Source organism: Niveispirillum sp. BGYR6 (assembly GCF_027568365.1).
In the GTDB taxonomy this organism is placed as follows: Bacteria; Pseudomonadota; Alphaproteobacteria; order Azospirillales; family Azospirillaceae; genus Niveispirillum.
This window is the reverse complement of record NZ_JANLNL010000001.1, coordinates 748,108-762,047: the sequence shown is the minus strand read 5'-3', so window position 1 is coordinate 762,047 and position 13,940 is coordinate 748,108. Positions and strand designations below refer to the sequence as shown.

Sequence of the window (13,940 nt, the reverse complement as noted above, 5' to 3'; positions counted from 1 at the left end):
GGGGCGGCTTCTGGTTCGGGCTTTGTCCTGTTGACGTCACGGAAGGGGCGGTACCCCACCCGTCTGGATGAAATATTTTTCATTCAAGCCGGCGGCCCAGCCGTTTCAACAGATTCTTCATCGCCGCCGCCATGTGTTTTTCCACCGCACTGCGCGAAATGCCCAGGCTGGCGGCGACCTCTGCATGGGGGCAGCCTTGCAGCTTGTGCATTTCAAACACGCGCTTGCCCTGTGGCGGCAGCGCGTCGATGGCATCGCGCAGCAGGCGCAGTTCCTGCCGGCCGGATGCCACCTGTTCCGCCGTCGGGGCCTCTGCAATCGGTTCGGGGCCATCGACCAGGGCATTGGCGGACAGCCATTCCCCATCACGGGCAGCGGCGCGCGATCCGCTGCGCTGCCGGTCAAAGGCCAGATTAAGCGCCATGCGGTTCAGGAAGGCCGGCACATTCGCCACCGCCTCCCCCCCATCAGGCAGGGCGGCCAGCCGCTCATACATTTCCTGCACGATGTCTTCCGCCTCCGCCGCACTGCCCGTGCGCGCCGACAACAGCCGCAGCAGAAAGGCGCGGTGTTCCAGATAGGCGGCGATCAGGGGCGGGGGCGGGGAAATGGCGTCAACCTGAATTGGGCGAAAACTGCCTTCCGATATAGCCCCCGCATCCCGCCCGATCAATGCGGCAGGTCATATCCGACACAGTGCAGAAAATTTTTCTGTTCGCACCTGCGGTCCGCTGCGGGCGGCGGCGTCATCCCCATGAAGGCCGGTTGATCCGGCCAACCCAACCGGCGGAGCGACGCCTGTGATTGAAATGTTGATGCGCGATGAGGATGGGGTGCGCGGCCACCTACGGTTCGATGCTGAACGGCTGGGCAGCCTGACCCGCTGCCGCCCGGCGGTGGTGGCCATCACCCACCATTTCGCCCCGGAGCGGCGGCGGGTGGAGGCGATGATCCGCCAGACCTATGCGCAGACCTATGGCGGTGACATTGCCGTCACCCACCCGATGTTGATGAGCCTGCGGGACGCTGACGACCGTATCCTGGCCGGTGTCGGCTTCCGCCCGGCCGGCAGCGGCCCGCTGTTCCTGGAAACCTATCTTGACCGCCCGGTGGAAGCCCTGATCCCCGGTGGGCCGCAACGGCCCGCCATTGTGGAGATCGGCAATCTGGCGGCGGCGGAGCCCGGTGCCTCCTATCTGCTGTTCATGGCGCTGGCTGCCTATCTGCACGGGCAGGGCTTTGAAAAGGCGGTGGTCACCGCCACCCGCCCCCTGCGCCGGCTGTTCCGCCATATCGGCTTTGATGCGCTGGAACTGGGCCGGGCCCGGCCGGAGCGGATCGGCCCGGCCGCCGCTGCCTGGGGCAGCTATTACGCCAATGACCCGCGCGTCGTCTGCGGCAATGTCGCCTTTGGTGCCGACTGCCTGGACCGCTTCCTGGCCGGCGATGCGCGCGAGGTGCTGCCGACCCATCCCACCTTTCCCCGTCTGCATCCCGCCGTCCCGGCGACCGAGGTGACTGCATGAGCCGCGTTCTTTCCGCCCTGCGGACCCATGCCCCGGATCAGCCCGCCATCAATGACTGGACCTATGGCACCCTGGCCGGGGCCGTGGATCAGCTGGCTGCCGATCTCAGCGGCATCATCGGTGATGGGCGCCAGCCCGTCGCCGTGGAGGCCGGCAACGCCGCCGCCTGGGCGCTGCTGGATCTGGCCTTGCTGGATTTGGGCGTGCCATCTCTGCCGCTGCCGGGCTTTTTCACCGCCGACCAGCGCCGCCATGCCCTGGGTGATGCCGGGGCCGGCTGGCTGGTGACGGACAAGGCGGTGCCGGGTGCAGCGGCCCTGCCGGTGGGGGCGGAGATGCTCTATCTCCAGCGCCTGGATCATGCGCCGGTCGCCCTGCCGGCGGGCACGGCCAAGATCACCTATACATCGGGCACGACGGGGGCGCCCAAGGGCGTCTGCCTGTCGGCCGCCGGGCTGGAACAGGTGGCCGCCTCCCTGGTGCAGGTGATCGGGGCGGATTATGCCGGCCGGCATGTCGCCATCCTGCCGTTGCCGGTGCTGCTGGAAAATGTGGCGGGGCTTTACTGCACGCTGCTGGCCGGTGGCCATTATCTGGCCGCGTCCCCCGCCATGCTGGGGCTGGAACAGCCGTTCCAGCCAGATTTCGCCCGGCTTCTCGCTGCCCTGTCCATTCTGCGGGCCAACAGTATCATCCTGGTGCCGGAACTGCTGCGCGGCCTGATGGCGGCCATGGCGCAGGGCGGGCGCTTCCTGCCCGATCTGCGGCTGGTGGCCGTGGGCGGGGCGCGGGTGGCCCCTTCGCTGCTGGCCCAGGCCGGCATGTTGGGCCTGCCCGTCTATCAGGGTTATGGCCTGTCGGAATGCGGGTCGGTGGTGGCGCTGAACACGCCCGCCGCCAACCAAGTCGGCAGTGTTGGCCGCGTGCTGCCGCATCTGCATCTGGAGATTGACCCGGCCACGGGGGAGGTCAGCCTCAATAACCATGCCTTTCGGGGCTATGTCGGCGGTGAAGCAGCACCTTCCCGCATCGCCACCGCCGATCTCGGCAGCCTGGATGGTGATGGTTTCCTGTCCATCCAGGGCCGGTCGCGCAATGTCATCATCAATAGTTTCGGCCGCAATATCGCCCCGGAATGGGTGGAGTCCGAACTGACCGCCCAGCCGGAAATCCTGCAAGCCGTGCTGTTCGGCGATGGGCGGGCGGACCTGACGGCCCTGATCGTGCCCAGCCGGTTCGGCCAGGATGCGGCAGCCCTGTCCCTGGCCGTGGCGCGGGCCAATGGGGCCCTGCCACCCTATGCCAGGGTCGCCCGCTGGCACGCGGTGGCCGCCTTCACGCCCCTGAACGGCCAACTGACCGCCAATGGCCGGCCGCGCCGCGATGTCATCGCCGCCGCCCATGCCGCCCTGCTTTCCCCGGATGAGGATGAAGCCCCCATGCCCCAACCCTTCTTCGACCGGCTGGTGACGGAGACGGAGCCGGCGCGCCTGGCCCTGCTGTCCGTGCCGCAGATCCAAGATGGCCTGACCGGCCGGATCAGCCTGGACACCTATATCGCTTATCTGACAGAGGCCTATCACCATGTGAAGCATACGGTGCCGTTGATGCGCACTGCACGCGCCGCCCTGCGTCCTGACCAAGCCTGGCTGATCCCCGCGCTCGATGAATATATCGAGGAGGAGGAAGGGCACGAGGAATGGATCCTCAATGATATCCGCCATGCCGGCGGTGATGCAGAGGCGGTGCGCCATGGCACGCCGCGCGCGGCCACCCAGGCCATGGTGGACGCAGCCTATCGCTTCATCCGGGAAGAGAATGCGGCCGGCTTCTTCGGCATGGTCTATGTGCTGGAGGGCACCAGCACCGCCATCGCCACCCATGGGGCGGAGGCGGTGCGTACATCCCTGAACCTGCCGAAAAGCTGCTTCACCTATCTGACCAGCCATGGGTCGCTGGATATCCAGCATATGGAATTCTTCCGCACGCTGATGAATCAGGTGATCGATCCGCGCGACCAGCAGGCGATCATCACCATGGCGAACTGCGTCTTCGGTCTGTTCGCCGGCCTGTTCCGCGCCATCCCCCACAGCCGCCAACCGCAAGAGGTGCGCCATGTCGCATGAGGATAGCCTGGAAGGGCGAACCGTCCTGGTCACCGGCGGGGCCGGTGGCATCGGGTCGCCCCTGGTCAGCCTGCTGCGCAATCGCGGGGCCCAGGTCACCACGCTGGGCCGGGGGGAAATGCCGGGCCGGCATATCCGCGCCGACCTGTCGACCCCGGCCGGCATCGCGCTGGCCGCCGAACAGGCCCGGCTGCTGGCCCCGCAGATGCTGTTCAACATCGCCGGCCGGCAATATTTCGGCCCGCTGGAAGGCCAGCGCCCCGCCGATCTGGCAGCCGATTATCTGGTCAATCTGGTGGCGCCGGTGACCCTGGCCCAGGCCGTACTGCCGATGATGAAACAGCGGGGCCGGGGCCATATTGTCAATGTCGGCTCCGTCTTCGGTTCGATCAATTTCGCGCATTTCGCCGGCTATTCCAGCGCCAAGGCCGGGCTGAAAGGGTTCAGCCAGGCGCTGCGGCGGGAGGTGCGGGGAACCGGCATCATTGTGTGCCATGTGGCCCCCCGTGCCGTGCGCACCGGCTTTAACGGGCCGCTGGTGCAGCGCTTTGCGGAATTGACCGGCATGACATTGGATGACCCGATCCATGTCGCCCGCCGCATCCTGGCCGCCGCCCAGGCGGGCAAGGCCGAAACGGTCATTGGCTGGCCGGAAGCCTTTTTCACCCGCCTGAATGCCCTGTTCCCCGGTCTGGTCGACCGGGCGCTGGCCGGCAATGACGCCAAGGCCGCCAGCCTGTTCACCCACGCAACACCCAGTGCCACTGTTGCCCCGATCCGGGAGGAAAACCATGCGCGTTGACAAGAAACTGATCCTGGCTGCCCTGTCCCTGTTGCTGGCCGGTTCCGCCGCCGCCTCGGCCGACCCGGCCCTGGATGCCCGGATCGCCGAGCTGCAAAGCGGCTGGGCCCATGTGAAATATGAGGTGAAGGGGGAGGAGGCGCAGCTTTCCGGCATGGAGGCATTGGCCGCGCAGGCCAAAACGCTGGTCACCAGCTATCCCGGCAAGGCCGAACCGCTGGTCTGGGAAGCCATCATCCTGTCATCGGAGGCCGGCATCAAGGGTGGCATGGGCGCGCTGTCGCTGGTGAAGGAAGCCCGGACCAGACTGGAAAGTGCGGAGAAAATTGACGCCACCGTGCTGGATGGCTCCGTCAATACCTCGCTCGGCAGCCTCTATTATCAGGTCCCGGGTTTCCCCATCGGCTTTGGCAGCGACAAGAAGGCCAAGGCCTATCTGGAAAAGGCGCTGGCGCAAAATCCCGACGGGATTGACCCCAATTATTTTTATGGCGATTTCCTGTTCCGCCAGGGGGATTATGCCAAGGCGCGCGACGTGCTGAACCACGCGCTGGCGGCTGCCCCCCGTCCAGGCCGGGAAGTGGCCGATGCCGGCCGGCGCGAGGAAATCAAGGCGGTGCTGGCGCAGGTGGAAACCAAGCTGGCGAAACGCTGAGCCATTCCCCCATCCTGCCGAAACGAAGCGTCGGGATGGGGGATCAGCCCGCTGCCCGGTGGGCAAGAAACAGCAGCGCAAACAGGCAGCCGAGCAGAAGCAGGAAATAGAGGCAGAAGGCCGTTTGCCAGGATCGGCTGGCCTGCCGCAGCTCCGCGAATACCAGCAGTACCAGCATCACCTTGCTGATGGTGAGGGCAAGCAGCAGGGGGATGGTGCCCAGAGGCAGGGTTGCCACCCCCAGCGAAAGACCGGTGAGCCCCAGCAGGCAAAGGGCGGTGATATGGATCGCACGCATCAGCATCACCGGATGACATAAAGAAGCGGGAAGATCATCAGCCAGATCAGATCGGTGAAATGCCAGTAGCGGGCATAATCCGGCAGATATTGTTTCTGGGACCGCAGAAAAGAGAGGGCGAACAGGGTGAGGCCGAGCCCCACATGCAGGGCATGAAACCCGGTAATCAGATAGTAAAGCTGGGCGAACGCCGTCTCATAATCAAACAGGGTGACGCTGTGGGCATATTCGCGCACCTTCAGCAGCAGAAACAGGGCGCCGAAGGCCATCGCCCCCGCCAGGGGCAGCCCCGTGTTCCGCCGCTGCCGCTGATGCTCCACCGCGATTGCCGCCAGCCAGCCGCTGAGGATCAGCGTCACCGTCTCCAGCGCGGCGATTTGCGGCAGCAACAGACGCTGAGCCGACAGGAAGGCGGAATGGTTGAGCCATTTGGCGACACAGAAGCCGACCAGCAGGCCGGAAAAGACCAGCACATCCCCGATGATGAAAATCCATATCATGAAATTGCCGGGGATGGTTTCCGGCACCGGTTCGCCATCGTCCGCGTACCCTGTTGAAAGGGCAGGTGCCTGTGGATGCATTGTTGGCTCCGCTTCTGGCCCGCCAAAGAATATTGTCATTCCCGCCCATGCCAGAGCAGCGGCAGGGCCGCGTAACCCGCCAGCCCCATCAGCTGGATCAGGCCCGCCAAAGTGGTGAAGCGGGCCAGATGCAGGAACAGGGGAACACCGCAGAGGCAGGTGGCAATGGCCGCGTCGGTGATGAAGAACAGGGCCAGCGCAGCCATGCCGGCGCTCAGCGGATATTGCTTGATCTGTATCCCGCCGGCCCGACCGCCCTCGGTGATGATCAGCCAGCACAGCCCCGCCACCAGAAAGCTGGACAGTTCGACCAACGCCCCGGCCAGCGTGCCGATCCGGTGATCCAGCCACAGCGTGCGGGCCAGCCCGGTGACCAGATAAAGCAGGCAGAGGGGAAACCCATACAGGATCATGGCTTGGATTCTCCCCTCTGCCTTTACCGGACCTTGGGTTCTTACAAACCACCCAACAGGGTCTCGAACTTCTTGCCTGCCTTGCCGGGGTTCTGCACGGCCTTGGCGCTGTCCAGATTGGCGGGCTTGCCGACGATGATGGCGGCCACCATTCCCATCGGGTAATGCGGCTTGCATTTCACGCCATAGATACCTTCGGCGGTGAAGGTGATGGTGGTGTCCTGCCCGGTCTTGCCGCTGAAGGCCTGCGCGCCGGCCGGCAACATGCCGTTGATCGTTTCCACATTATGGCCGGGATCGGTGGCCTTGAAGGTCACTGTATCGCCGGGGGCGATGCGGATCAGCTCCGGTTCGAAGACCATCACGCCGCCGGCCCCCTTGTTCAGCATCTTCACTTCATGATTGGCGGCGGCGGCGATGCCGGGCAGGCCGATGATCAGGGCGGTGGCAAGCAGCAGGCTTTTACATTTCATCAGAGGCTCCATCGGTTGAATGCGCCAATCGATAGCGCGGATGGGGCCGCCGCCCTTTGCGCCAGGGCAAACAGGAGATGGTTTCCTTGTGCGGGAAACCGATGAATCAGAAGCCCAGCCAGCGCCGCAGGCCGCTTTCTTCCCGCACCAGCCGGATGCCAAGATTGGCAGGCGGAATGCCGACCGAGCAGGCCCCCGCCTTGGGATCGCGGATGAAGCCGATCATCAGGGCGCGATGCCGGCCTTCGGCAACGCGCACGCCGCAATTTTCCGTCACCTGGGTCTGGCCATCCTGCTTCACATGGTGGCGGATATAGCAGGTGGAGGTCCATTCCCAGACATTGCCCGACAGATCGGCCAGCCCATGTTCATTGCGGCCGAAATGGCCAGCCGGCATCGGCGTGGGGTCGATGGCGCCCTGCGTCTGCGCTTCAGCGGTATAGACGGCAATCCAGCGTTTGGACGGGTTGCCGGGATCGCTGATTTCCGTGTAGGCATCATCCTTGTAGCGTGAGCCGGCGGCCAGCGCCCATTCCTGATCGGTTGGCAGCCGCCATCGCTCCCCCGTCCTGGCCGACAGCCAGCGTGCATAGGCGGTGGCATCCTCATAATTGACCCCGGTGACGGGGCGATCAGGTTTTCCCGGCTTGTCCAGGGCGGGGCAGGCGGCGGCGGCGACGCATTGATCATACTCCCCGCGCGTGACCTGATTGCGCATGATGGTGATGGGGGCTTGCAGCATGATCGGCTGCAACGGCCCATTGACCGGCAGCCCGTGCCGGAGAAACTCCCCCGGTTCCCGATAGGTCACCGACGCCGTTTCGATCCGCGCCACGGCGCTGTTTTCCGGCTGGCGGGATAAGCCGGGAAGGGTTGACATGACCGCCAGCCCGATCAGGGCGGCCTTGAGGCTGCTGGACAGTGCCATGGCACATCTCCATCCAGGGGAAACACAGCAAAGCGGCCCGCTCTCCGGGGCGGGCCGCCGAGACTGTTTTCAGTTCACCGCAATGGGGCCGGGCGGGGTGACCTGTTTCATCAGGTCATTGTTCCAGCTGCCTTCCACCTTGACATGGGCGGTGGCCCCCAGCTCGGCCGCCTCGATCAGGTTGTGGTTGACATAGGCATAGATGCCCGGCTGCTGGAACGTATAGACCGCCACGGCGGCACTGCCGCCAGCCACGAACCAGGTCTCCAGCCCCTTTTCCGGGGCGTTGCCGAATTTGCCGCGTTCCCAGACATAATCACCATGGCCGCCGATCAGGTGCGGGCGGGTGTCGCGGTTGGCGGAGCTGTGGATGAACAGCACCGTTTCCCCCACCTTGGCATTCATCGCCTTGTCACCGGTCAGCGCGCCAACAGCGCCGTTGAACACCACATGGCTGGGGATCAGGCCCTTCATCACCTCCACCGTGTCGGCATAGGCGTCGCCGGCGCTTTCATAATTCTTGAATTTACCGTTGGCATCCTTGGGCACATAGAGATCGAATTCACCGATCGTATAGGCCCGGTCATAATGGATCGGCTTGCCCTTTTCATCCTTCAGCCCGTCACGCGGCAGCACCATGATGGTGCCCGACATGCCGCTGACCACATGCCAGGGGATCATGCCCGGCGGGGCGCAGTGATAGACAAAGGCCCCTACCTTGGTGGCCTTGAAGCGCAGGGTTGCCTGTTCGCCAGGGTTGACCAGGGTCAGCTGTGCCCCACCCAAGGCGCCGGTGGCGCTGTGGAAGTCGATATTATGCGGCATGGAATTGCTGTCGGGGTTGATCAGCGTCAGTTCGACATAATCCCCTTCATGCACCACCATGGTGGGGCCGGGCATGGAGCCGTCGAAGGTCATGGCCTGGAAGGTGGTGCCCTGGCCATCAATGACGATCTTCTTCTCCTCAATCTTCATGGTGAATTCCACCACCTTCGGTCCGCCCTTGGCCACCTGATCATGTTCCATGACCTGGGGCGGGGCCACCAGTTTGGCCTTCACCCGTGGCAACCCGACGGTCAGGTCGGTCTGGGCCTTGGCGCTGGTTGCCGGGTTCGGGCCTTCTGCGGCCTGGATGGGGGCCGCCATCAGCAGGGCGATGGCAGCGGCACCGCAAAGGGCTGCACGGAGGGTCAACATGGCTCTTCCTTTCTTCGCTATTGCGTCTGGCGATTGCCGTTTCTGTTGACCGGATTAGACGACAAAGCATCGACGCGGTATTTGCGCCAAAACAAGGAAAGCGCCCGTGCGGGTAGTGAAGGCCATTTGGTCGCAGGTATTGAAGTGAATATTGATAATCAATCGGCATGATGCTGCAAATTAATCAGGCGCCAATCATACAGATTGGATATTTATTCATGGCGCCGACATGTTTTTGATCACGAATGATCATGTGCGCCTTTCACCCCACCAATTGCCGGTAAATGGCCGGCAGGGCGGCGGGCAGCCGCTCGGGATGGGTGATGATGGCATAGGCGCCGCGGCCAAAAAGATAGGGGAAATAATCCTGGGCCGCCTCATCCACCGTGACGCCGAAGACTTTCAGCCCTTGTTTGCGCGCCTCCCGGATGGCGGCGCGCGTATCCTCAATGCCGTAGCGGCCTTCGTAATAATCGATATCGTTGGGCTTGCCGTCGGTCAGCAGCAGCAGCAGCCGGTGCCGCTGCGGGCGCTGGGCCAACTGGGCGGTGACATGGCGCACCGCTGCCCCCATGCGGGTATATTGCCCCGGTTTCAGCCCTTCGATCCGTCGCACCAGCCGGGCATCCACCGGATCGCTGAAATCCTTCACCAATTCCACCCGCACATCCTGGCGGCGGCGGGAGGTGAAGGTGAAGATCGCATGGTCATCGCCGCAGGCATCCAGCCCCTGGCTGAGCGCCAGCAGGGCCGCCTTTTCCACATCGATCACCCGCAGATCGCCAATGGCGGCATCGGTGGACAGCGACACATCCATCAGCACAGCCATGGATAAATCCCGTTCAATGGCGCGCCCGGCAATGAACAGATTTTCCGATCCGGGCCCGCCGGCCTTGCGGTCGGCGGCGGCGCGCACCAGGGCCGACAGGTCCAGATCGTCGCCATCGGGCTGGCCCTGCAACACCACGCGGCGGGGGCGCAGCGCCTCGAACTGACGGCGCACGGCGCGGATCTGGTGCTGCATTTCCGGTGTGGGAAGCCATGCCTCGCCATCCTCCCGCGCGCGGGCCGCGATGATGCGGCAATGGTCGGGCCGGTGGGCCTGCTTCTTCCAGTCCCATTCCGGGTAGGTCAGGCCCTGGGTCAGGGCCGTTTCTTCCACGGCCGAGGGGGCGAGGTCCAGATCCAGTTTCAGGCGCGCGGCGGTGCGCTGCTTGTTGCTGCCAATGGTCAGGTCGGTCAGATCGTCGGCGGCCTGACGGGCGCCTTCCTCATCATCCTCATCCACCCGGCGGTTCACATTGACCATTTCGGCCAGGGAGAAGATGGTTTCAAACCGGTGGAAACAGAGCGGGTCGTCCCGGTCGCTCTGGTCCGTCTGCCGCCGTTCCGCCTGTCGACGGCGCTGATCGGCGGTGACGGCGCTGCCGGCTTCTTCCTCCCGCTCGTCGGGCGTGGCTGTGCCCGGCATTTGCCGCACCTCTCCGAACAGGGGAACCGGCAGGAAAGGTCGGTAGCCGCGCGGGGCACGGAGGGTGCTGATATCCGCCCCCGGCTCCTCAATCAGGGTCAGAAAGCCATGATCCGTCGGGCGGCGTCCGCCTAGGATGGCGCGGATCGAGGTTTCGAGTTGCGCTTCCACCGTCGGCAGGCGGCGTTCCGGCCGGGCCGCCAGGGTGGCGGCGCGCAGCCGGTGGAACAGCGGGCGCAGGCCGGGCCACGCCCGCAAGGCCGCGCGCGTGCCGGCCACGGCGGCGCGCAGGGCCAGAATGTCGCGCGCCAGCGCATCATCAGCGCTGGCCACCGGCCCGGCATGGGCGAACCAGGCCACCAGCCATTCATAAAGGGCGGCATTATCCGCCGCGTCGGGGAAATAATCGATGCGGGCGGGCAGGCGCAGGCTGCTGCTGTCCAGCACCGCGCGTTCCAGCTTCTCCTGCCCCAGCCCGACGCGCTGCATAAAGCCCAGCCGGTGGGGGGAGGGGGCGGCGGCGGCCTCGGCCAGGCGGATGGCGCCATCCCCGCCCAGGGCGCGGAACAGCACGCCCAGCCGCCCCCTGATATCCGCCAGCCGGATGGCGGCCTGCGGATGGTGCGGCAGGGTGGTCAGGCCGCCAACCAGCCGATGCCAGCGGGTGCCGATAAATTCCTCTGGTTCGAAGATGGACATGGGCGCTTACCCCCAGGCCAGTTCGGCCACCCGGGCCAGGGCGGCCTGCACATCCGGATCGTCGCTCAAGGGTTGCAGCAAGGCGGCCTCCAGCGCTGCGGCCGGCTTGATCCCGGACCGGATCAGGGTGGCGGCATAGACCAGTAGCCGGGTCGATGCCCCTTCCTCCACATCCTGGCCCTTCAGGTCACGCAGTGCATTGGCCACCCGCACCAGCGGCAGGCAACGGTCCTTGGGCAAGCCGCTTTCGGCGGCAACGATGGCGGCCTCCGTCTCCGGATCGGGATAGCCGAATTCCAGGGCGATGAAGCGCTGGCGGGTGGAAGGCTTCAGCGCCTTCAGCACATTCTGGTAACCAGGATTGTAGGAGATCACCAGCATGAATTCCGGCGGCGCCGTCAGCATCTCCCCCGTCCGTTCCAGCGGCAGCACGCGCCGGTCATCGGTGACGGGGTGCAGCACGACGGTGACATCCTTGCGGGCCTCCACCACCTCATCCAGGTAAAGGATGGCGCCTTCGCGCATCGCCCGGGTCAAGGGGCCATCGGCCCACACGGTTTCCCCACCTTTCAGCAGGTAACGGCCGGTCAGGTCGGCGGCGGTCAGGTCATCATGGCAGGCAACGGTATAGAGCGGGCGGCCCAGCCGGGCCGCCATATGGGCGACAAAGCGGGTCTTGCCGCAGCCGGTCGGCCCTTTCAGCAGCACCGGCAGGCGGTTGTGATAGGCCTGTTCGAACAACAGGCATTCATGGCCGGCGGGCGCATAGAAGGGGGCGGCATCGACCGCCTGCTGGTGTGCGGCTATGGGCATGGCTCATCTCCTGAAAGGTGGGGGCGGTGGCCGGGTGCGGGGGTGGGGCTCTCCCCGCATCCGGCAGCACGTCACTCAGCGGCGACGGGGGTGGCACCCGCGCGCCGCTGCACCAGGGTGCGTGTGTCACGCACCGGGCCGAACACCGACCACAGGAACATCAGCACGGCCACGGCCACCATGGCGCCAGAGCCCAGACGCACCCAATAGAAGGGGGCGATATGGTCCTGCACCTCCATATAGGACATGCCCATCACCCGCTGCAGATGCACCTGCACGGCCCCGGCGAAGGTCAGGGCGAAGGTCATCACCGTCATGCCGGCGGTCATCAGCCAGAAGGCGACGACGTTCAGCGTCTGGTGATAGGGCGCCTTGCCGCGCAGATAGGGCATGGCATAGCTGATCAGGGCAAGGTTGAGCATGACATAGGCCCCGAAGAAGGCCAGATGCCCATGCGCCGCCGTCACCTGCGTGCCGTGCGTATAGTAATTCACGAAAGACAGCGTGTGCAGGAAGCCCCAGACCCCGGCGCCGAAGAAGGCGCCCACGGTGCAGCCCAGCGACCAGAGCAGGGCGGCGCGGTTGGGATGATCCTTGCGGCCCTTGAACACCATCTTGAAGGCGAAGATCACCATGGCGAAGAAGGGGGCAATCTCCATGGCGGAGAAGATGGAGCCGATCCACTGCCAGTAACCCGGCGCGCCGATCCAGTAATAATGGTGACCGGTGCCCAGCAGGCCGGAGAACAGGGCCAGACCGACGATGGAATAAAGCCATTTCTCAATGATTTCACGGTCCACGCCGGTCATCTTGATCATCAGGAAGGCGAGAACCGAGGCCATCACCAGTTCCCACACGCCTTCCACCCACAGATGAACGACGTACCACCAGTAAAGCTTGTCCACCGCCAGATTGTCCGGCGCGTAGAAGGCGAACAGCCAGAAGACGGCGATGCCCCACAGGCCCAGCAGCAGCACATTGGTCACCGCTGTGCGCCGGCCCTTCAGCACGGTCAGGGAGACATTATAGAGGAAGATCAGCGCCACCACGACGATGGCCGCCTTGATCCAGAGCGGTTGCTCCAGAAACTCCCGCCCCTCATGGATGTGCAGCGTATAGCCGGCGACGGCGGACAGCGCGCCGACCATCAGCAGGCCCAGCTGGATATAGGCCAGCAGGGGGCTTTCAATATCCCGCTCCGCTTCCTCCGGCACCAGATAATAGGCGCAGCCGAAAAAGCCCATCAACAGCCAGACGATCAGGGCGTTGGTGTGGATCATGCGGATGATGTTGAAGGGCAGCAGTTCCGACAGTGTGTTGGGCAGCACATAGACCGTGCCGGCGAGCGCGCCCGCCGCAATCTGCACCCCGAACAGGATCATGGCGCAGACGAAATACCAGTAAGCCACTCTTTGTGATGCATATTTCATGATCAGCCCCCCTTCAGCCGGCATCATTGGGCGGCCAGCCCTGGGTTTTGATGCGGCTGGTCCATTCCAGGAAATCGATGAGATCGTTGAGTTCCTGATCGCTGAGATGGAATTGCGGCATCTGGCGCCGCCCTTCGATGCCGGATGGCTGCGACTGCATCCAGGCGATCAGCCCTTCACGGGCGGATTGCGGATCGGTGCGCCCGCCAAACCGAACCCAGACATTGCCCAGTTCCGGCGCGAAATAGGCCCCTTCCCCCAGGATCGAATGGCAATTGATGCAGGAATTCTTTTCCCAGACATGCTTGCCGCGCAGCACGCCGGCGCTCATCGTCGCCTCATCGGTGGATTTGGTGAGGATGTGCCAATGGCTCTGCGCGGTCAGGCCGATGAAGATGGCGAAGAAGAAGACCGATCCGCCGTAAAATATGTTCCGGGCGGCCGATTTGCTGAATCGCTCGACCGGTGGCCGATGCGGTTCATGGGTTGACGACATGCTGTGCTCTCCCGTTGCTGGTCCATCGAAGG

Annotated in this window: 15 protein-coding genes; 4 read left to right on the top strand and 11 right to left on the bottom strand. The window is 64.7% G+C overall.

Features of this window, described 5'->3' with window-relative positions:
- Positions 1-79: 79 nt before the first annotated feature.
- A complete protein-coding gene (locus PCJ49_RS03235; protein ID WP_269909688.1) occupies positions 80-673 on the bottom strand; it encodes an RNA polymerase sigma factor in 594 nt (197 codons plus the stop codon).
- A 136-nt stretch (positions 674-809) separates the two neighbouring features.
- On the opposite strand from PCJ49_RS03235, the gene PCJ49_RS03230 reads away from it, so the two are divergent.
- Genes PCJ49_RS03230 through PCJ49_RS03215 form a run of 4 tightly spaced genes read left to right on the top strand, consistent with a single transcriptional unit; the run spans position 810 to position 5,109 of the window.
- Positions 810-1,526, top strand: a complete 717-nt coding sequence (locus PCJ49_RS03230; protein WP_269909819.1) for a thermostable hemolysin — start codon at positions 810-812, stop codon at positions 1,524-1,526.
- Entirely contained in the window at positions 1,523-3,652 is a 2,130-nt protein-coding gene (locus PCJ49_RS03225) for an AMP-binding protein (RefSeq protein WP_269909687.1), read from the top strand. The genes PCJ49_RS03230 and PCJ49_RS03225 overlap by 4 nt, the downstream gene beginning before the upstream one ends.
- Positions 3,642-4,454, top strand: a complete 813-nt coding sequence (locus tag PCJ49_RS03220) for an SDR family NAD(P)-dependent oxidoreductase (protein ID WP_269909686.1) — start codon at positions 3,642-3,644, stop codon at positions 4,452-4,454. Before PCJ49_RS03225 ends, PCJ49_RS03220 begins: the two co-directional genes overlap by 11 nt.
- Positions 4,444-5,109 carry a tetratricopeptide repeat protein gene (locus tag PCJ49_RS03215; RefSeq protein WP_269909685.1) on the top strand — a complete coding sequence of 222 codons (666 nt, stop codon included), beginning with the start codon at positions 4,444-4,446 and terminating at the stop codon, positions 5,107-5,109. The genes PCJ49_RS03220 and PCJ49_RS03215 overlap by 11 nt, the downstream gene beginning before the upstream one ends.
- A gap of 43 nt (positions 5,110-5,152) precedes the next feature.
- On the opposite strand, the gene PCJ49_RS03210 is transcribed toward PCJ49_RS03215, so the two are convergent.
- From PCJ49_RS03210 to PCJ49_RS03165, 10 genes are all read right to left on the bottom strand, one after another.
- Complete coding sequence (locus PCJ49_RS03210; protein ID WP_269909684.1) at positions 5,153-5,407, bottom strand: cytochrome C oxidase subunit IV family protein; 255 nt, start codon at positions 5,405-5,407, stop codon at positions 5,153-5,155.
- 5 nt (positions 5,408-5,412) lie between these two features.
- The gene (locus PCJ49_RS03205) at positions 5,413-5,988 is read right to left on the bottom strand and encodes a cytochrome c oxidase subunit 3 (protein ID WP_269909683.1); all 576 of its coding nucleotides are present in this window, start codon (positions 5,986-5,988) and stop codon (positions 5,413-5,415) included.
- A 35-nt stretch (positions 5,989-6,023) separates the two neighbouring features.
- Entirely contained in the window at positions 6,024-6,401 is a 378-nt protein-coding gene (locus PCJ49_RS03200; RefSeq protein ID WP_269909682.1) for a hypothetical protein, read from the bottom strand.
- Positions 6,402-6,442: 41 nt separating this feature from the next.
- Positions 6,443-6,874: a pseudoazurin gene (locus PCJ49_RS03195; protein ID WP_269909681.1), complete on the bottom strand. Its 432-nt coding sequence runs from the start codon at positions 6,872-6,874 to the stop codon at positions 6,443-6,445.
- Positions 6,875-6,980: 106 nt separating this feature from the next.
- Complete coding sequence (locus PCJ49_RS03190) at positions 6,981-7,802, bottom strand: SUMF1/EgtB/PvdO family nonheme iron enzyme (protein WP_269909680.1); 822 nt, start codon at positions 7,800-7,802, stop codon at positions 6,981-6,983.
- 69 nt (positions 7,803-7,871) lie between these two features.
- Positions 7,872-8,999: a copper-containing nitrite reductase gene (gene nirK, locus PCJ49_RS03185; RefSeq protein WP_089287031.1), complete on the bottom strand. Its 1,128-nt coding sequence runs from the start codon at positions 8,997-8,999 to the stop codon at positions 7,872-7,874.
- A gap of 262 nt (positions 9,000-9,261) precedes the next feature.
- Positions 9,262-11,169: a VWA domain-containing protein gene (locus PCJ49_RS03180; protein WP_269909679.1), complete on the bottom strand. Its 1,908-nt coding sequence runs from the start codon at positions 11,167-11,169 to the stop codon at positions 9,262-9,264.
- A gap of 6 nt (positions 11,170-11,175) precedes the next feature.
- Positions 11,176-11,982, bottom strand: coding sequence for a CbbQ/NirQ/NorQ/GpvN family protein (locus PCJ49_RS03175; RefSeq protein WP_269909678.1), 807 nt, complete (start codon positions 11,980-11,982; stop codon positions 11,176-11,178).
- 71 nt (positions 11,983-12,053) lie between these two features.
- Positions 12,054-13,412, bottom strand: coding sequence for a cbb3-type cytochrome c oxidase subunit I (locus tag PCJ49_RS03170; protein WP_269909677.1), 1,359 nt, complete (start codon positions 13,410-13,412; stop codon positions 12,054-12,056).
- Positions 13,413-13,425: 13 nt separating this feature from the next.
- Positions 13,426-13,908, bottom strand: coding sequence for a cytochrome c (locus tag PCJ49_RS03165; RefSeq protein WP_269909676.1), 483 nt, complete (start codon positions 13,906-13,908; stop codon positions 13,426-13,428).
- Positions 13,909-13,940 lie beyond the last annotated feature (32 nt).

Bases quoted from the DNA above. Each gene is read 5' to 3' on its own strand.
- PCJ49_RS03190 (WP_269909680.1), bottom strand. From the start codon at position 7,802: ATGGCACTGTCCAGCAGCCTCAAGGCCGCCCTGATCGGGCTGGCGGTC.
- PCJ49_RS03225 (WP_269909687.1), top strand. From the start codon at position 1,523: ATGAGCCGCGTTCTTTCCGCCCTGCGGACCCATGCCCCGGATCAGCCC.
- PCJ49_RS03175 (WP_269909678.1), bottom strand. From the start codon at position 11,982: ATGCCCATAGCCGCACACCAGCAGGCGGTCGATGCCGCCCCCTTCTAT.
- PCJ49_RS03200 (WP_269909682.1), bottom strand. From the start codon at position 6,401: ATGATCCTGTATGGGTTTCCCCTCTGCCTGCTTTATCTGGTCACCGGG.
- PCJ49_RS03215 (WP_269909685.1), top strand. From the start codon at position 4,444: ATGCGCGTTGACAAGAAACTGATCCTGGCTGCCCTGTCCCTGTTGCTG.
- PCJ49_RS03210 (WP_269909684.1), bottom strand. From the start codon at position 5,407: ATGCGTGCGATCCATATCACCGCCCTTTGCCTGCTGGGGCTCACCGGT.
- nirK (WP_089287031.1), bottom strand. From the start codon at position 8,999: ATGTTGACCCTCCGTGCAGCCCTTTGCGGTGCCGCTGCCATCGCCCTG.
- PCJ49_RS03170 (WP_269909677.1), bottom strand. From the start codon at position 13,412: ATGAAATATGCATCACAAAGAGTGGCTTACTGGTATTTCGTCTGCGCC.
- PCJ49_RS03205 (WP_269909683.1), bottom strand. From the start codon at position 5,988: ATGCATCCACAGGCACCTGCCCTTTCAACAGGGTACGCGGACGATGGC.
- PCJ49_RS03165 (WP_269909676.1), bottom strand. From the start codon at position 13,908: ATGTCGTCAACCCATGAACCGCATCGGCCACCGGTCGAGCGATTCAGC.
- PCJ49_RS03230 (WP_269909819.1), top strand. From the start codon at position 810: ATGTTGATGCGCGATGAGGATGGGGTGCGCGGCCACCTACGGTTCGAT.
- PCJ49_RS03180 (WP_269909679.1), bottom strand. From the start codon at position 11,169: ATGTCCATCTTCGAACCAGAGGAATTTATCGGCACCCGCTGGCATCGG.
- PCJ49_RS03220 (WP_269909686.1), top strand. From the start codon at position 3,642: ATGTCGCATGAGGATAGCCTGGAAGGGCGAACCGTCCTGGTCACCGGC.
- PCJ49_RS03195 (WP_269909681.1), bottom strand. From the start codon at position 6,874: ATGAAATGTAAAAGCCTGCTGCTTGCCACCGCCCTGATCATCGGCCTG.